Origin of the sequence: Mycolicibacterium pallens (assembly GCF_019456675.1) — a bacterium.
Lineage (GTDB): Bacteria > Actinomycetota > Actinomycetes > Mycobacteriales > Mycobacteriaceae > Mycobacterium > Mycobacterium crocinum.
This window is the reverse complement of sequence record NZ_CP080333.1, coordinates 4,741,564-4,757,649: the sequence shown is the minus strand read 5'-3', so window position 1 is coordinate 4,757,649 and position 16,086 is coordinate 4,741,564. Positions and strand designations below refer to the sequence as shown.

The window sequence follows — 16,086 nt, the reverse complement described above, 5'->3', positions numbered from 1 at the left end:
GCTCAGTCCTCGTCCTCCGGCAGGATCAGCGGCTCTCCGTCGGCCCCGGTGGGCGTCTTGGTGCCCGCCAGCGTGAGGCCCAGCACGACCATCACCACGCCGATCGTGAAGTGCAGCCAGTTGTCGGCGTTGTTGAGTGGCAGCATGTTTCGCGGTCCGGCGAGGTCGATCAGCAGGCCGTAGACCCACAGGCCGAGATAGATCACCCCGCCGCCGATCAGGTAGGCCCGCGCACGGGCGAACGTGCGCGCGAGCACCAGGCCCGCCACGCCGAAGGCGAGGTGGAGCAGGTTGTGCACCACCGACACCTCGAAGACGCCGAAGAGTTCAGAGTGCGAGCCGTGCGCCCAGTGCAGCTGATCCAAGTGGGTGGTCAGCCCGGGGATGAAGCCGGCGATCGCGACGGCGAGGAATGCCGCGGCGACAAGCACCGCGGCCCCCTGTACCGCCAGCAGGCCGATCCGCGGTCGCTGGAGCCTGCCGGAACGGGCTGTCTCCACGGAAGTCTGCATACCCGTCAATACGCGCGATCAACCCGCGGTCAGCGCGTCGTGCGCGGCACCGCGGTATCCGACGTCACCGCAGTACGCCGGGTGAGGAGCACGCCAAGGGCGATCATCGCGGCACCGAGGACGAAGTGCAGCCAATTGTCGGCGGTGTTGACCGGGATGAAGTTGGCCTGGCTTTCGCGGTCGATCACCAGTCCGTAGAGCCACAGCACCAGGTAGATGACGCCACCGCCGATCAGGTAGCCGCGGGCGGTGTTGACGGCCCGGGCCAGCAGCAGTCCGGCTACGCCGAAGATCAGGTGAACGATGTTGTGCAGCACCGACACGTTGAAGATCCCCAGCAGCTGAGCTCCGGAGTGGTGGCCTGCGCCCTGCAGCATGTCGTAGTTGGTGGTGATGCCCGGGATGAAGCCGAGGATGCCCACCAGAAGGAAGACCGCCCCAACAGCGAATGCTGCCTTCTGGACCGCCGTATATCTCCGCGTTCGGGTGATTGTGACTGACATGGATGTTCCCTCCCTCGAGTTGTCCCAGATCGATACCCGGGGAGGGAGCAGGCAAACAAGAATAGAGACGCCGCCACCGTGATGTCGGTGGCGGCGTCTCTGGAACTAAAGCTTGACCTTGCAGCCGCTACCGATGTTGTGACAGTGGTGGCCGCCGTCGCAGGCATTACAACGACAGGTGCAGCCACCGGTGTGCATGGGATCCGGCATCGTGATCATCTCCTCAGCGTGATCCACCTCACAATAGCCAGTCGCGCCCCGAACGTGAAGGGTCGATCAGAATCGGATCAGACCGCGCAGGTTCACTCCGGCGTGCATGTCGGCATAGCCCTGGTTGATGTCCTCGAGGGAGTACTCGCGGGTGACCAGTTCATCGAGCTTCAGTTGTCCGGAGCTGTGGAGTTCGAGCAGCCGCGGGATGTCGCGGCGGGGACTGGATGAGCCGAAAAGCGATCCGCGGACCTGCTTTTCGTACAGCGTGAGGTCGAAGAGCGACATGTCGACGGAGGTGTCGGCCGGGTGCGGGATAGCCGTCATCACCACTCGGCCCCGCTTGCCGACGAGACTCAGTGCCTGGGCGACGTAGGCACCTTCGGCGACGTCGGTGCTGACCACACAGACGTCGGCCATCGCGCCGCGGGTCATATCGGCGATCAGTGCCTGGGCCTCCTCGACGGTGGCGGCTGCGTGCGTCGCGCCGAACTCCAGCGATCGGGTGCGCTTGTACTCGACCGGGTCGAGCGCGACGATCATCCGGGCGCCGGCGATGCGCGCCCCCTGGACCGCATTGATCCCGATGCCTCCGACACCCATCACCACGACGACATCGCCGTCTCGGGTCTCCCCGGTCCGCACCGCACTGCCGTATCCGGTGGTGACACCGCAACCGACCAGCGCGGCGGTGTCGAGCGCGACCGATGAGTCCACCTCGACCACCGACGACACCGGCACCACCGTGTATTCGGAAAACGTTCCGAGGACACACATCTGACCCAAGCCTTGACCTCGGGCATGGAAGCGGAAGGTGCCGTCGAGTTGGGGCCCGGCGATGATCGCCGCGCCGAGCACGCACAGGTTGCTCATCCCGCGGGCGCACGGCTCGCAACGACCGCAGGCCGGAATGAAGCTGAGCACCACGGGATCACCCTCGGCGACGTCCTTGACGCCGGGACCGACCTCGACGACCACGCCGGCGCCCTCATGACCGCCGACCACCGGCAGTTGCATCGGCATGTCGCCGGTGACCAGATGGTCGTCGGAGTGACAGAGTCCGCTCGCGGTCAACTTGACCAGTACTTCGTCCTGCTTGGGTCCGTCGAGCTCTACCTCCTCGACTTCCCATTTCTGGTGCAGCCCCACAACACTGCGGCCTTCGTCTTCATAGCAGGTCTCCTTGTGTATCAGCGCTTTTCGGGTGTCCAGGTAGCAGGCAGGCTGTTGATGCCGTTGATGAAGTTGGCCAGCGCATAGTCGGGCTGGGGGGCCGAGATGTCCGGAATTCGGGTGTACACCTCGGTCAGCAGTGTGCGCAGCATGGTGCGGGCCAACGCCGCGCCCAGGCAGAAGTGCGGACCACCACCGCCGAAGGCGATGTGCGGGTTCGGATTTCGTAGGATGTTGAAGGTGTGCGGGTCTTCGAAGACATCTTCGTCGCGGTTGGCCGAGTAATACCAGAGGACGACTTTGTCGCCGGCCTTGATCTCCGATCCCCGCACCGTGACGTCTTGGGTGGCGGTTCGGCGCATGTGCAACAGCGGCGACCCCCAACGCAATACTTCCTCGACCGCGGTGTCGATGCGGCCCGGGACATCCGCGACGAGCAGGGCCCGCTGGTCGGGGAATTTGGAGAGCGCGGCGATGGCGTGTGCCGAGGCATGCCGGGTGGTGTCGTTGGAGGCGACACCCATCAGCACGAAGAACGCCTTGAGTTCGTCGTCGGTCATCTTCTTGCCGTCGAACTCGGCCTGCACCATCCAGGTCAGCAGGTCGTCGCCGGGGTGTGCCCGACGTTCTGGGATCAGTTCGGCGGCTACCGCATGCAGGTCCATCACCGCGCCCATGAACAGCTCGAGTTCGCTTTGGTCGCCCCGAATGTTCGGGTCGGTCCAGCCCACCAGGCGCTGCGCGGCCCGGACTGCTTTGTCACGCTGATCGCCTTCCGGCAGCCCGAAGAAACTGCCGAAGATGCGCCCTGGCAGCTTCACCGAGACCAGCTCGACGAAGTCACCCTCACCGAGGTGGGCCATTTCGGTCACCAGGTCGCGGGCGTGCCCGCGGATCCAGTCTTCCAGGCGGCGAACGTTTTTCGGCTTGAATGCCTCGGTCGTGATGCCGCGCAACTGGGTATGTCGGGGTGCGTCCATCGCGATGAACGACTGGGCGATCTCGACCGCCTCGGGCGCGAAGTCCTCCATCGTGATGCCTTGGGCGGAGGAGAAGATCTCGGGGTGGCGGCTGGCCATCCGGATGTCTTCGAGCTTGGTCAACGACCAGAAGCCCTTGGTGTTCAGTTCGGGCGGTAACAGATCCGATTCGGCGGGCCTGCTCCACGGCACCGGGTTCTCCCGGCGGAGCACGGCGAACGCTTCGTCTTTTTCTTCCGGGGTCTTGGCCCAAAACGACCGGGCACTCAGGTCGATGTCACCGTGGGTGGGCGCGGTGGTGGGGGCGGTCATGAGCGTCCTCTCGTGGCTGCCGCGCGCGCTGGTGTGGTTCGCGTCACGTCGGCGTCGCACCCATGGTCGCCGCAGCGGAATGCGCCTGGGACCGGCGCGCGTGCCAATCACTGGCCTGCGCGGGCCAGCGTCAGGACTCGATCGGCGCCCGGAAGGTCACGGCCAGACCGCCGCCGCCGCGTGCGGCGAAGTCGACGCGACCGCCCATCGCCTCGACGATCTGCTGCACGATCCAGAGGCCGAGTCCGGCGGTACCGCGCTGACCGCCGGCGCTGACGTATTTGGCGGTCAGCTCGCCGAGATCCTCGACGGGAATGCCCGGCCCGCGATCGAGCACCGCGATCACCAACTCGTCTTGGTCGCGAGTGCAGGTGACGTCGACCGGGGCGTCGCGGCTGTGCCGGGATGCGTTCTCCAACAGATTGGTCAGCACGCGCCGCAGACCCTGGGCGTTGATGACGATCGCACCGAGGTCACCGGTCGACGTCAGCCGCAACCGCGGCGGAGTCAGCCCGACAGCGTCGGCGGCCGCGGTGACGACGTCCGTGACGTCGACCCGTCGCACCCGGCCGGACGAGAATGTGGGCCGACGGCTCAGCGCGACGTCGGAGAGCGCCTCGATCATGTCGGCGAGGTGGTGCACGTGGCGATCGGCAAGCCGCAGGCTGGTGTCGCGGTCGGCGGACGACATCGGCGGCTCCGAGGTGAGCGCGCTCATCAGCGCCTCCAGAGAGGCGATCGGGGTGCGGAACTCGTGGACCAGGACCTGTAGGCCGTCCTGTTGGGACTGATAGGACCGCAGCAGCCGGGCGCGCAGATCCCGTTCCTCCTCGGCGGCAGCGTGTTCGGCTTCGGCTTCCACCAATGCGTGGACGCGGGAGCGGTGCTCGCGTTCGGCCAGCGCCGAGAGCCCCGCGGTGATGATCGCGATACAGACCACGAAGAACGCCCACCAACCGGTCTGCACCGCCGCGTCGACCGCGAACGGGGTACGGGGCGAGGTCGCCAGCGCGAGCGGGATGAACGCGGCGCTGAACAGCACGGCCGTCGTCAGTGCCTCGGCGAACGAGAGCCGGGCCGCCGAGGCCACGATGACCGCGACCGGAACGGACACCACGGGGCTGTAGGCGCCGCCGGTGAGTGCGACAACGGCCAGGGTGAATCCCGAGTCCAGGGCGGTGATCAGCCACGAGTAGCGGGTGCGCCGCACTTCGAGGTGGGCGTTGGCCAGCACTATCGCGGCGTAGAGCAGCGCGGCGCCGAGGACGGCGAACGTGGCTGCCGCGTGCTGGCGGGCCCAGGCCGGACCGATGAGCAGGACGACGCCGATCGCCAAGACGATCGCCGTGCGGACCGCGACGACGATGCGGGCCAGTGCGTAGCCGTCGTCGGTGTTGGTCAATCGATCCAGCGGTCTCACCCGGCTGACCCTAAGGTTGGGTCTAGCATCGCGGCAATGAACGCCCGCGCCGGGGGAGCGAAGATCATCGTGGCGATCATCGACGACCACGAGCTGTTTGCCCAGGGTCTGGCCCTGCTGCTCACCCGGGAGTGGGGCGAGCTGTTCACCGTCGGCGGCCAGACCACGTATGTCGAAGAGGCCGCCGATCTGGTGGCGGGTTGCCAGGCCGATGTCGCGATCATCGACCTCACCATGCCGCCGCTGGGCGGGGTGGCGGCGATCCGGCACGTCAAGGCCCGGCATCCGGCGACACGCATTCTGGCGCTGTCGGGGACCGACGACATGGGGTTGGCCGAAGAGGCATTACGTGCCGGTGCTGACGGATTCCTACCGAAAACGGCACGGCCGGAAGCTCTGGCCGGCCCGCTGTGGACGATCGCCGAGGGCCTGTGCGTGGTGGACCGGACACTTCTCGACGCGCTGCTGAGCAATACCCGCAGGCCGCCGTCGGCGTTGTTGGACGGTCTCTCCGACCAGGACTTGCGGTTGTGGACACTGCTGGCCACTGGAATGGAAACCACCGACATCGCCGCGCGGATGCTGGTTTCGGAGTGCACGGCCAAGCGGATGGTCGCCGCGTTGTTGCACAAGCTCGGCGTGACGAACCGGATCGCCGCGGCGGCCATGGCGGGTCGCTACCGCTTGCTCGACGACCTTGCCGACGCCGATCGGCTCAGCTCACCGTGATGGCCAGTGCCGGGCACATCGCGGCAGCGCGGGCGGCGCGATCACGTTCGGATTCAGGCGGATTGGCGTCGAGGACGACGACCTGATCGGCGCCGTCCGGAAGGTCGAACAGCTCCGGTGCGGCCATCAGGCATTGTCCGTGGCCCTCGCACAGGGTGTAGTCGACGGTGATGTGCATGGCGCCAGTATCGGCGCGGTGGCGGCGGCGCGGGCGGTCCGTGCGCGCCAGATGTGGCCTGGCCGGGCCAGCGCCTCACAGCTCGAAGCGGTAGCCCATGCCCGCTTCGGTCAGCAGGTGCCGTGGGTGCGACGGGTCGTCCTCGAGCTTGCGGCGCAGCTGCGCCAGGTACACCCGCAGATAGTGGGTTTCCTTGGCGTACGCCGGACCCCACACCTCTTTGAGCAGTTCCTCGCGCCCCACTAGCTTGCCGCGGTTGCGCACCAGCATCTCGAGCATGCCCCACTCGGTGGGGGTCAGATGCACCTCGGCGCCGTTCTTGGTGACCTTCTTGGCAGCCAAATCGACTGTGAACGAATCGGTTTCGATCACCGGTTCGTCGGTCTCCGAGGCGGCCGCGCCGCGGCGCACCGCTGCCCGCAACCGGGCCAGGAACTCGTCCATGCCGAACGGTTTCGTCACGTAGTCGTCGGCGCCGGCGTCGAGCGCGTCGACCTTCTCCGCGGAATCGGTGCGCGCCGACAGTACGATCACCGGCGCGCTGAGCCAGCCGCGCAGTCCGCCGAGTACCTCGATGCCGTCCATGTCAGGCAGTCCGAGGTCGAGCACGATCACGTCGGGCGGGTGCTCGGCGGCGGCCTTAAGCGCGGCGGCACCGGTCGCGGCGGTGATCACCTCGTAGCCGCGTACGCTCAGATTGATCCGCAACGCCCGCAGTATCTGCGGCTCGTCGTCGATCACCAGCACCTTGACCTTGTTCACGGCCGGTCTCCCGGCGGTGCGGCGAGGTCGACGATCACGGTCAGCCCGCCGCCGGGGGTGTCGGTGGCCGAGATTGTACCGCCCATCGCCTCGACGAATCCCCGCGCTACCGAAAGGCCAAGTCCGACACCGTATTTGTTGTTGCGGTCGCCCAGCCGCTGGAACGGCTCGAACAACTGCTCCTCGGTGCCGCGCGGCACGCCGGGCCCTTCGTCGACGACGTTGATCAGCATCCGCGTCCCCACCCGGCCCGCGTTGACCCGCACGATCGAATCCGGTGCGTAGCGCAGCGCATTGTCGATCAGGTTGGCCAGCACCCGTTCCAGGAGACCGGCGTCGGCCAACGCCACCGCGTCGCCGACGTCGACCTTGACGTGGTCGGGCCGCAAGGCCGCGAATCCCGTTGACCCGCGGCTGATGCTGAGCACCGCGCGCTGAACCACCTCCTCGAGATAGACCCGCTTGAGCTCGGGCCGCACGACACCGGCAGCCAGCCGCGACGAGTCCAGCAGATTGTCCACCAGCGCGCTCAGCTGATCGACCGATTCCTCAACTGTGGCAAGGAGTTCGGCGGTGTCTTCCTCGGAGAACCCGATGTCGTCGGAACGCAGGCTCGACACCGCCGCCTTCGCACCCGCCAGTGGGGTGCGCAGGTCATGGCTGACCGCCGACAACAGTGAGCGGCGCAGTTCGTCGGCCTTCTCGATGGCCTCGGCCTTGCTGGCCTCCGCCGCCAACTCCCGCTGACGCACCAGCCCGGCGGCCTGTTTGGCGACGGCGGTCAGCACCCGGCGGTCGCGGGCGGGCAGGCTGCGGCCCGCAAGCAGCATCCAGAACTCGTCGTCACCGACCTCGATCGCGGTGTCCGCGGAATCCACTGTGACACAAGGGTCTTTGCCCACGCACGCGACGATCTGCTCATCCTCGTCGCGCACCCGCAGCACGCTGACTGCGCGCTGCGAATATGTCTCGCGTACCCGTTCGAGCAGGGTATTTAGATCGGCGCCGCGCAGTACCGACCCGGCGAACAGGGTCAGCAGCTCGGCTTCCTGCGAGGCGTGTCTGGCCTCGCGTTGCCTGCTGGCCGCCCGGTCGACCAGTACGGCCACCGCGACGGCGAGCATCAGCAGCACGAGTTCGGTGATCGCCGCGTCGGGTTCGGCGATGGTGAACGAATAGCGCGGCTCGGTAAGAAAGTAGTTGAGCAGCAGGCCCGACAACATGGCCGAGAGCACCGCCGGGATCACTCCACCGAGCAGCGCGACGATCAGCACGCCGACCACGAACAGCGCACTCTCGCCGCCGATGGTCAGGTACCTGTCGAGCAGAATCGCGGTCAGCGCGCAGATGACCGTCGGCACGATGACCGCGGCCAGCCACGAGATCACGCGGCGCTCCCGCGGCGAGGCCGCCCGCAGCGAGAAGCCGCGCCTGGCCTCCTCGTGGGTGACCATGTGCACGTCGATCTTGCCGGAGTCCTGGACGATCGCCGCGCCGATACCTTCATCGAAGATGCGAGCCCACCTCGACCGGCGTGAGGTGCCGATCACCAACTGCGTTGCGTTCATCTCACGGGCGAAGTCCAGCAACGCTTTTCCCACATCGTCACCGACGACGGTGTGCACGGTGGCGCCCACGCTGCCGGCCACCTCACGCACCCGGCCCATCTGCGGCGCCGACACCCCGGACAGTCCGTCACCGCGCACCACGTGGACGACCATCAACTCGGCACTGGATTTCGAGGCGATTCGGGATGCCCGCCGCACCAACGTCTCCGACTCCGTACCGCCGGTGACGGCCACGACGACGCGTTCGCGGGCCTCCCACGTCGCGGTGATCTTGTTGTCGGCGCGGTATTTGGCCAGCGCCGCGTCGACCTGGTCGGCCAGCCACAGCAGCGCCAGCTCGCGCAGCGCGGTCAGGTTGCCCCGGCGGAAGTAGTTCGACAGCGCGGCGTCGACCTTCTCGGGTGCGTAGACATTGCCGTGAGAAAGTCTGCGCCGCAATGCTTCCGGGGTGATATCGACCAACTCGATCTGGGCCGCGCTGCGAACGACCTCGTCGGGAACGGTCTCCTGCTGTTCGATGCCGGTGATCTGCGCGACGACATCGTTGAGGCTCTCCAGGTGCTGGACGTTGACGGTCGAGATCACCGTGATGTCCGCATCGAGCAGTTCTTCGACGTCCTGCCAGCGCTTGGCATTCTTGCTGCCCGGGGTGTTGGTGTGCGCGAGCTCGTCGACCAGGACAACGTGCGGCTTGCGCGCCAGGACCGCAGGCACATCCAGTTCCGGGAAGCGGCCACCGCGGTAGTCGACGTAGCGGGGCGGGATGGTCTCGATCCCCTTCAGCAGTTCGGCGGTCTTCGCGCGTCCGTGGGTTTCGACGACGGCGGCCACCAGATCGGTTCCGCGTTCCAGCCTGCGATGGGCTTCGCCGAGCATGGCGAACGTCTTACCGACGCCGGGTGCCGCGCCCAGATAGATACGCAGCTCACCGCGTTTGGTCGCGTACGCGGGCGTGCTCACCTCAACATCATCCGCCTGGATACTTCTGATCGAGCGCAATGTTGAGTTCGAGCACGTTGACGTGCGGTTCGCCGAAGACGCCAAGCGTGCGGCCGTCGGTGTGTGCGGCCACCAGCGCGCGGATCTGATCGCTGCCGACGCCACGTGCCTTGGCGACCCGGGCGATCTGCAGGTCGGCGTAGGCGGGGGAGATGTCGGGGTCCAGGCCGCTGCCGCTGGCGGTCACCGCATCGGCAGGCACCACCGAATCCGAGCCGGCACCCTTGACGGGCATGATCTGGCCGATCGAATAGTCGGCGCCCGGTGTGGCGCACTGCACCCGGACACCCCGGTACGTGTCGAGGAACGGCCGTGCGGTGGTGTCGCACGGTTCGTTGACGCTGACCACCGTCGTCGGGTGCACGACGGTGCCCGTCGCGTCCCGCGGTCCGATGACCGACAGCACCGCACCCACGCCATTGCCGGTGCAGAACGGCCGGGTGCCGTTGACTCCGTCGAGATCGCCGACGGCCTTGCTGCGGGTGCACACCTGCGTCAGCAGGCTGGGCTTGTCAGGTAGGTCGACGATGTCTTCCGGCCCCAGGTTCGACGCGCTGGTCGACAGGGGGTCGTACCCGTCACCCGCGGCCGAGGGGCGGCTCTGGAAATAGCGCGGTAGTGGGTTGCCCTGAGCGTCGGTGAACGACTGCCCGATCAGGCTGGAGCCCAGGGGTTTTCCGTTCACTTCGATGATCGAGCCGTCGGCTTTGTCGTGCAGTCCGGGGATCTGGCCGACCAGCCAGATGAACAGCGGATAGCCGATTCCGACGATCACCGTGAGTACGAGCAGCGCCCGCAGCGCGGCCCAGTGCTGACGAACGAGACTGGAGAAGGTCATGTTTCACATCCCTGGCAGGAATTGGATGGCGAGGTCGATCAGCTTGATTCCGATGAACGGGGCGATGATGCCACCGAGGCCGTAGATACACAGGTTGCGGCTCAGGAGCTTCGATGCGCTGCTGGGGGTGTATCGAACACCTCTGAGCGACAACGGGATCAACGCGATGATCACCAGGGCGTTGAAGATGACCGCGGACAGGATCGCTGACTGGGGGCTGTGCAACCGCATGATGTTCAGCAGATCCAGGCCGGGGAACAGCGCCACGAACATCGCCGGGATGATCGCGAAGTACTTGGCGATATCGTTGGCGATCGAGAACGTGGTGAGTGCGCCGCGGGTGATCAGCAGCTGCTTGCCGATCTCGACGATCTCGATGAGCTTGGTCGGGTCGGAGTCCAGATCGACCATGTTGCCGGCCTCTTTGGCGGCCGAGGTCCCGGTGTTCATCGCGACGCCGACGTCGGCTTGGGCCAGCGCGGGTGCGTCGTTGGTGCCGTCGCCGGTCATTGCGACCAGCTTGCCGCCCTCCTGCTCGCGTTTGATCAGGGCGAGCTTGTCTTCGGGGGTGGCCTCGGCGAGGAAGTCGTCGACACCGGCCTCGTCGGCGATTGCCTTGGCTGTCAACGGGTTGTCGCCGGTGATCATCACCGTGCGGATGCCCATGCGGCGCATCTCGTCGAAGCGTTCCCGCATGCCGTGTTTGACGACGTCCTTGAGATGAATGACGCCCAGAACCTGGGCTCGGCCGTCGACCACCTGTCCGACCACCAGAGGTGTGCCGCCGCCCGTGGAGACCTCGTCGACGAGCGCGCCGAGCTCCGCGGGCACGCTGCCGCCCTGCGTGCGCACCCAGTCGGCGACCGTACTCGCCGCTCCTTTGCGTAGCAGGTGTCCGTTCTCCAGGTCGATACCGGACATCCGGGTGGCGGCCGAGAATTCCACCCACTGCGCGTGGACGAGCTCACCCGGCGTGCGGGCCCGCAGGCCGAATTTCTCCTTCGCGAACACCACAATCGAACGGCCCTCGGGGGTTTCGTCGGCCAGACTCGAGAGTTGGGCGGCATCGGCGAGCTGCTCGGGTGTCACACCGGGCAGCGGCACGAAATCCGACGCCTGCCGGTTGCCGAGCGTGATCGTTCCGGTCTTGTCGAGCAGCAGGGTGTTGACGTCACCGGCAGCCTCGACGGCGCGTCCCGACATGGCCAGCACATTGCGCTGCACCAGCCGGTCCATCCCGGCGATGCCGATGGCGGACAGCAATGCACCGATGGTGGTGGGGATCAGGCAGACCAGCAGGGACACCATCACGATGCCGGACACACCGTCCGCGGTGAGCGAAAGCGAGTCCAGCACACCGGGATTGTTGGCCTTGGAGAAGATGGCCAGCGGCTGCAGGGTCGCGACGGCGAAGATGAAGATGAGCGTGAGCGCGGCCAGCAGGATGTTGAGCGCGATCTCGTTGGGTGTCTTCTGCCGGTTGGCGCCCTCGACCAGGGCGATCATCCTGTCGATGAAACTCTCGCCCGGCTTCTGGGTGATCTTCACGACGATGCGGTCCGAGAGCACGGTGGTGCCACCGGTCACCGCGGAGCGATCGCCGCCGGATTCCCGGATCACCGGGGCGGATTCGCCGGTGATGGCGGATTCGTCCACCGAGGCAATCCCTTCCAGCACGTCACCGTCACCGGGGATGACCTGGCCGGCCTCGACCACGACGAGGTCGCCCTGGCGTAGTAGCGGCGCGGCCACGAGTTCTTCGTGACCATCGGTGAGCCGGCGAGCCATGGTGTCGGCCTTGGTCTTCCGCAGCGATTCGGCCTGCGCCTTACCGCGGCCTTCGGCCACCGCCTCGGCGAGGTTGGCGAACACCACGGTCAGCCATAGCCAGAACACGATCAGCCAGCCGAACCAGCTCGGGCTCAACGCGGCCAGCAGAGTGGCCCATACCGCGCCGATCTCGACGATGAGCATGACTGGATTTCGCCACAGGGTGCGGGGGTCGAGCTTGCGCAGCGCGTCGGGCAGCGCCTTGGTCAGCATGGCGGGATCGAGCAGGCTCGTGCGGGTCTTGCCGGTGCCGCCCGGCGTGACACCAGAGTGACGTTCGGCGACCAGCGTTGCGCCAGAGTGACGTTCGGCGTTCATCAGTGAATTCCTTCAGCGAGGGGACCGAGTGCAAGCACGGGCAGGAAAGTGAGGGCGACGAGGATGAGCGTCACCCCGGCGACCATCCCGACGAACTGCGGCCGGTGGGTGGGCAGCGTGCCGATCGACTCCGGGGTGTGCCCCTGTCTGGCCAGCGCGCCGGCGAGGGCGAGGACGACGATGATCGGCAAGAACCGGCCGAACACCATCGCCAGGCCCAGTGCGGTGTTGTACCAACCGGTGTTGACGCTGATGCCCGCGAACGCCGAGCCGTTGTTGTTGGCAGCGGAGGTGAACGCGTAGAGCACCTCGGACAGGCCATGCGGGCCGCTGTTCAGCATGCCGGCCCGCTGACCGGGCATCGCCATCGCGACGGCAGTCCCGGTCAGCACCAGCAGCGGGGTGACCAGGAAATAGCTTGCCGCCAGCTTGATTTCGCGCGGTGTGATCTTCTTGCCGAGGTACTCCGGCGTGCGCCCGACCATCAGGCCGGCGACGAACACCGTGATGACCGCGAGGATCAGCATGCCGTACAGGCCCGACCCGGTACCACCCGGCGCGACCTCGCCGAGTTGCATGTTGAACATCGTCATCATGCCGCCGAGGCTGGTGTACGAGTCGTGGAACGAATCCACCGCGCCGGTCGACGTCAAGGTGGTGGCATCGGCGAAGATCGCGGAATCGGCTACGCCGAAACGCTGTTCGACGCCCTCCATCGCCGAGCCGACCGCCGTCGGCACGGTGCCGTGCGCCTGCAACTGGAAGCGCAGCATCAGTGTGACGCTGATCAGAGCCAGCACCGCCATCACCGCGGCGATCGCGTAACCCTGTTTTTTGCTGTCGACCATGCGGCCGAAGGTGCGCGGCAGTGAGAAGCTGATCACCAGAAGCAGAAAGATCTCGACCCAGTTCGTCCATCCGGTGGGGTTCTCGAACGGATGCGCCGAATTGGCGTTGTAGAAGCCGCCACCGTTGGTGCCCAGTTCCTTGATCGCCTCTTGGCTGGCCACCGGGCCACCGGTGATCGTCTGGTGGCCACCGGCCAGGGTGTCGACGGTCTGGTCATGCAGATGGAAGTTCTGGATCACCCCGCCGGCGAGCAGGATGACGGCGCCCACCACCGCGATCGGCAGCAGGATGCGGATGGTTCCGCGCACCAGGTCCACCCAGAAGTTGCCGAGCTCAGCGGTGTTGCGGCGGGCGAACCCGCGCACCAACGCGACCGCAACGGCCATGCCGACCGCCGCCGAGACGAAGTTCTGCACGGCCAGGCCTGCCATCTGCACGAGGTGGCCCTGGGTGGACTCGCCGGAGTAGGCCTGCCAGTTGGTGTTGGTGACAAAGCTGACCGCGGTGTTCCAGGCCAGCGCCGGGGTCATCGGAGTGGCCGGGTCGTGCAGGTGCAGCGGCAGCTTGCCCTGCACGAGTTGGAAGGTGAACAGGAACAGGATGCCGACCGCTGAGAACGCCAGCACGCTGCGGGCGTAGGCGCCCCAGGTCTGCTCAGCTTTGGGGTCGGCGCCGATCAACCGATAGATGCCGCGCTCGACCGCGGAGTCTTTCGACGAGGTGTACACGCGAAACATGTAGTCGCCGAGCGGAATGTGAACCGCTGCCAGCGCGAGGATCAAAAGGACGAGGAAGGCGATCCCCGCTGAGGTCGTACTCACTAGAACCTCTCCGGGAAGAGCAGGGCCGCCGCGACGAACAGTGCCAGCAGCACCGACAGGATCAGGCCGATGACGTTCTCGTAGTTCACAGTCGCTCGACCAGTTTCTGCACCAGGCCGAGCACCGCGAACACCGTCGCGGTCAGTACGACGTATAGGAGGACACTCATGTGGCGACGCTAAGTCGCGAAAACACCCTCGGCCGCCGGCATTGACGGTTTCTTTACGCCGGCGGGGGAGGTCTTTACGCGGTTCGGTCGCCCGTCGGATTCAGCGAGCCCACAGCGATATCGGAGCCACGTCGAGGTTTGGGCGCGCACGGTCGAAGGCGGGGAAGGAAGAAGGTTTTCAGGTGACACTGTCGACAAGCTTTCGGTCATTGGTTCGGGCGCGCCCGGCCGCCGAGCACCCGGACATCCGCCGCATGATCGGCTACCGGGACTCGTGTGCGCCGGCCGAGGTGTCATTTCCCGCCTCGGCTCTACTCGACGCCCGGGTAGCGCGCTGGGTGCGCGAGCAGAGTCTGGTGGTGGATGTGCGCACGATTGCCGAATTGCACTCGGCCATCTCGGCCGGCATTCATCCGGCGCTGATGACCGTCCATGCCGACCTGCTGGGTGCCGGCGGCATCCACCGTGCCAGCGCCGCCGGCGTGGCCCGACTGGTTCTCAGCCGTCCTGAACAGGTCGGATCGTTGCAGACCAACCACACCCATCAGGTCCTGTTGCGCATGGCGGATGCCACGACAAGCTACCCCAACGACACGATCGACGCCGTGATTGGCTGCCGGTCAACGACTTTGATCGGACTGCTGTGCGAGGTGAGCGCTGTCGGGCGTCCGGCAGCGGTCGGCAACATGATCGCCGCGATGGATCACATCCGCCGTCGTCACAAGATCGTGCTGACCCGGCTCATCCTCGGCGTCGGCGATGCCATCCCCACCGCCGGGAGTTCGGTCGTTCGGCGTGACCTCGCCGAAGAAGTCGACGAGTCCGTCGATGATGCGTGCGCCACCCTGCGGTTTCCGCGTCCCACGATCGTCATGACGGCGTGATCACCGAAAGTCATTGACCGCGTTCGGCGTAGGTCGCCTCGACCTGCTCCTTCAGCGGACCCCACCACCACTCGTTGTCGCGATACCACGCGATGGTGCTCGTCAGCCCCTCGGTCAAATCGATGTGTTTGGGCGTCCAGCCGAGTTCTGCGCGCAGCACGCTCGCGTCGATCGCGTAGCGCAGGTCGTGGCCGGCCCGGTCGGGAACGTGGTCGAAATCGCCTGCATCGCAACCCATCAACTGCAGGATCAGGCGCAGCACCGACAGGTTGTCGAGCTCGCCGTCGGCGCCGATGAGATAGGTGGATCCGGCCACCCCGTCTTCCAAGATGCGCCACACCGCGCTGTTGTGGTCTTCGACGTGGATCCAGTCGCGCACGTTGGCGCCGGCACCGTAGAGCTTCGGTCGGCGCCCGGTCAGGATGTTGGTGATCTGGCGGGGGATGAACTTCTCGATGTGCTGATACGGCCCATAGTTGTTGGAGCAGTTGGAGATCGTCGCGCGTAAACCATAGGAACGCACCCACGCGCGCACCAACAGGTCGGCCGAGGCCTTGGTCGCAGAGTACGGGCTCGACGGGTTGAACGGAGTGTCCGCGGTGAACCGTTCGCCGCCGTGCAGGGGCAGCTCGCCATACACCTCGTCGGTGGAGACGTGATGCAAGCGCACGCCGTGCCGACGGACGGCTTCCAACACCGAGAAGGTGCCGACGACATTGCTGCGCACGAACGGCGCGGGACCGGCGAGGGCGTTGTCCACGTGGGTTTCGGCGGCGAAATGCACGACGGCGTCAGATTCGCCGACAAGTGTGTCCACCAACCGCTCGTCGATCAGGTCGCCCTCGACCAGCCGGATCTGATTTTCGACCGACCGCAGCGACTCGCGGCTACCGGCGTAGGTGAGTGCGTCCAGAACAGTCACCGAGACCTCGGGCCGCTCCTGAACGGTGCTGTGGACGAAGTTGGCGCCGATGAATCCGGCGCCCCCTGTCACCAACAGCCGCATGACGCCCACCCTAACGGGCGGGCGC

14 protein-coding genes and 1 pseudogene are annotated in these 16,086 nt (G+C 66.5%); 2 read left to right on the top strand and 13 right to left on the bottom strand.

What is annotated here, in order from left to right:
• Nucleotides 1-2 precede the first annotated feature (2 nt).
• From K0O64_RS23100 to K0O64_RS23080, 5 genes and pseudogenes are all read right to left on the bottom strand, one after another.
• Complete coding sequence (locus K0O64_RS23100) at nucleotides 3-500, bottom strand: DUF4383 domain-containing protein (protein WP_225933521.1); 498 nt, start codon at nucleotides 498-500, stop codon at nucleotides 3-5.
• A 41-nt stretch (nucleotides 501-541) separates the two neighbouring features.
• Nucleotides 542-1,015 carry a DUF4383 domain-containing protein gene (locus tag K0O64_RS23095; RefSeq protein WP_071949484.1) on the bottom strand — a complete coding sequence of 158 codons (474 nt, stop codon included), beginning with the start codon at nucleotides 1,013-1,015 and terminating at the stop codon, nucleotides 542-544.
• Between the two features lie 276 nt (nucleotides 1,016-1,291).
• A pseudogene (locus K0O64_RS23090) lies at nucleotides 1,292-2,397 on the bottom strand (NDMA-dependent alcohol dehydrogenase).
• A gap of 18 nt (nucleotides 2,398-2,415) precedes the next feature.
• Nucleotides 2,416-3,690 (bottom strand): cytochrome P450, encoded by a 1,275-nt coding sequence (locus tag K0O64_RS23085; protein WP_071949485.1) that lies wholly within the window; start codon nucleotides 3,688-3,690, stop codon nucleotides 2,416-2,418.
• A 130-nt stretch (nucleotides 3,691-3,820) separates the two neighbouring features.
• Nucleotides 3,821-5,110, bottom strand: a complete 1,290-nt coding sequence (locus K0O64_RS23080) for a sensor histidine kinase (protein WP_071949486.1) — start codon at nucleotides 5,108-5,110, stop codon at nucleotides 3,821-3,823.
• 36 nt (nucleotides 5,111-5,146) lie between these two features.
• On the opposite strand from K0O64_RS23080, the gene K0O64_RS23075 reads away from it, so the two are divergent.
• Nucleotides 5,147-5,839 (top strand): response regulator transcription factor, encoded by a 693-nt coding sequence (locus tag K0O64_RS23075; RefSeq protein ID WP_071949487.1) that lies wholly within the window; start codon nucleotides 5,147-5,149, stop codon nucleotides 5,837-5,839.
• On the opposite strand, the gene K0O64_RS23070 is transcribed toward K0O64_RS23075, so the two are convergent.
• The 7 genes from K0O64_RS23070 to K0O64_RS23040 all read right to left on the bottom strand — a co-directional run bounded on the left by K0O64_RS23070 (nucleotide 5,826) and on the right by K0O64_RS23040 (nucleotide 14,091).
• Complete coding sequence (locus tag K0O64_RS23070) at nucleotides 5,826-6,017, bottom strand: ferredoxin (RefSeq protein WP_071949488.1); 192 nt, start codon at nucleotides 6,015-6,017, stop codon at nucleotides 5,826-5,828. The two genes, K0O64_RS23075 and K0O64_RS23070, sit on opposite strands and share 14 nt — an antisense overlap.
• Before the next feature lie 75 nt (nucleotides 6,018-6,092).
• The gene (locus K0O64_RS23065) at nucleotides 6,093-6,779 is read right to left on the bottom strand and encodes a response regulator (RefSeq protein WP_071949489.1); all 687 of its coding nucleotides are present in this window, start codon (nucleotides 6,777-6,779) and stop codon (nucleotides 6,093-6,095) included.
• Complete coding sequence (locus tag K0O64_RS23060) at nucleotides 6,776-9,307, bottom strand: DUF4118 domain-containing protein (RefSeq protein WP_096312144.1); 2,532 nt, start codon at nucleotides 9,305-9,307, stop codon at nucleotides 6,776-6,778. Before K0O64_RS23060 ends, K0O64_RS23065 begins: the two co-directional genes overlap by 4 nt.
• A gap of 7 nt (nucleotides 9,308-9,314) precedes the next feature.
• On the bottom strand, nucleotides 9,315-10,184 hold the full coding sequence (locus tag K0O64_RS23055; RefSeq protein ID WP_071949490.1) for a potassium-transporting ATPase subunit C: 870 nt from the start codon (nucleotides 10,182-10,184) through the stop codon (nucleotides 9,315-9,317).
• A 3-nt stretch (nucleotides 10,185-10,187) separates the two neighbouring features.
• Nucleotides 10,188-12,227 carry a potassium-transporting ATPase subunit KdpB gene (kdpB, locus tag K0O64_RS23050; RefSeq protein WP_230986057.1) on the bottom strand — a complete coding sequence of 680 codons (2,040 nt, stop codon included), beginning with the start codon at nucleotides 12,225-12,227 and terminating at the stop codon, nucleotides 10,188-10,190.
• A gap of 104 nt (nucleotides 12,228-12,331) precedes the next feature.
• Nucleotides 12,332-14,002, bottom strand: coding sequence for a potassium-transporting ATPase subunit KdpA (gene kdpA, locus K0O64_RS23045; protein ID WP_071949491.1), 1,671 nt, complete (start codon nucleotides 14,000-14,002; stop codon nucleotides 12,332-12,334).
• The gene (locus K0O64_RS23040; protein WP_071949492.1) at nucleotides 14,002-14,091 is read right to left on the bottom strand and encodes a potassium-transporting ATPase subunit F; all 90 of its coding nucleotides are present in this window, start codon (nucleotides 14,089-14,091) and stop codon (nucleotides 14,002-14,004) included. Before K0O64_RS23040 ends, kdpA begins: the two co-directional genes overlap by 1 nt.
• Nucleotides 14,092-14,353: 262 nt before the next feature.
• On the opposite strand from K0O64_RS23040, the gene K0O64_RS23035 reads away from it, so the two are divergent.
• The gene (locus K0O64_RS23035; RefSeq protein WP_071949494.1) at nucleotides 14,354-15,055 is read left to right on the top strand and encodes a type III PLP-dependent enzyme domain-containing protein; all 702 of its coding nucleotides are present in this window, start codon (nucleotides 14,354-14,356) and stop codon (nucleotides 15,053-15,055) included.
• Nucleotides 15,056-15,065: 10 nt separating this feature from the next.
• Here the strand turns inward: K0O64_RS23035 and rfbB are convergent, their stop codons facing one another.
• Nucleotides 15,066-16,061, bottom strand: a complete 996-nt coding sequence (rfbB, locus tag K0O64_RS23030; RefSeq protein ID WP_071950360.1) for a dTDP-glucose 4,6-dehydratase — start codon at nucleotides 16,059-16,061, stop codon at nucleotides 15,066-15,068.
• Nucleotides 16,062-16,086 lie beyond the last annotated feature (25 nt).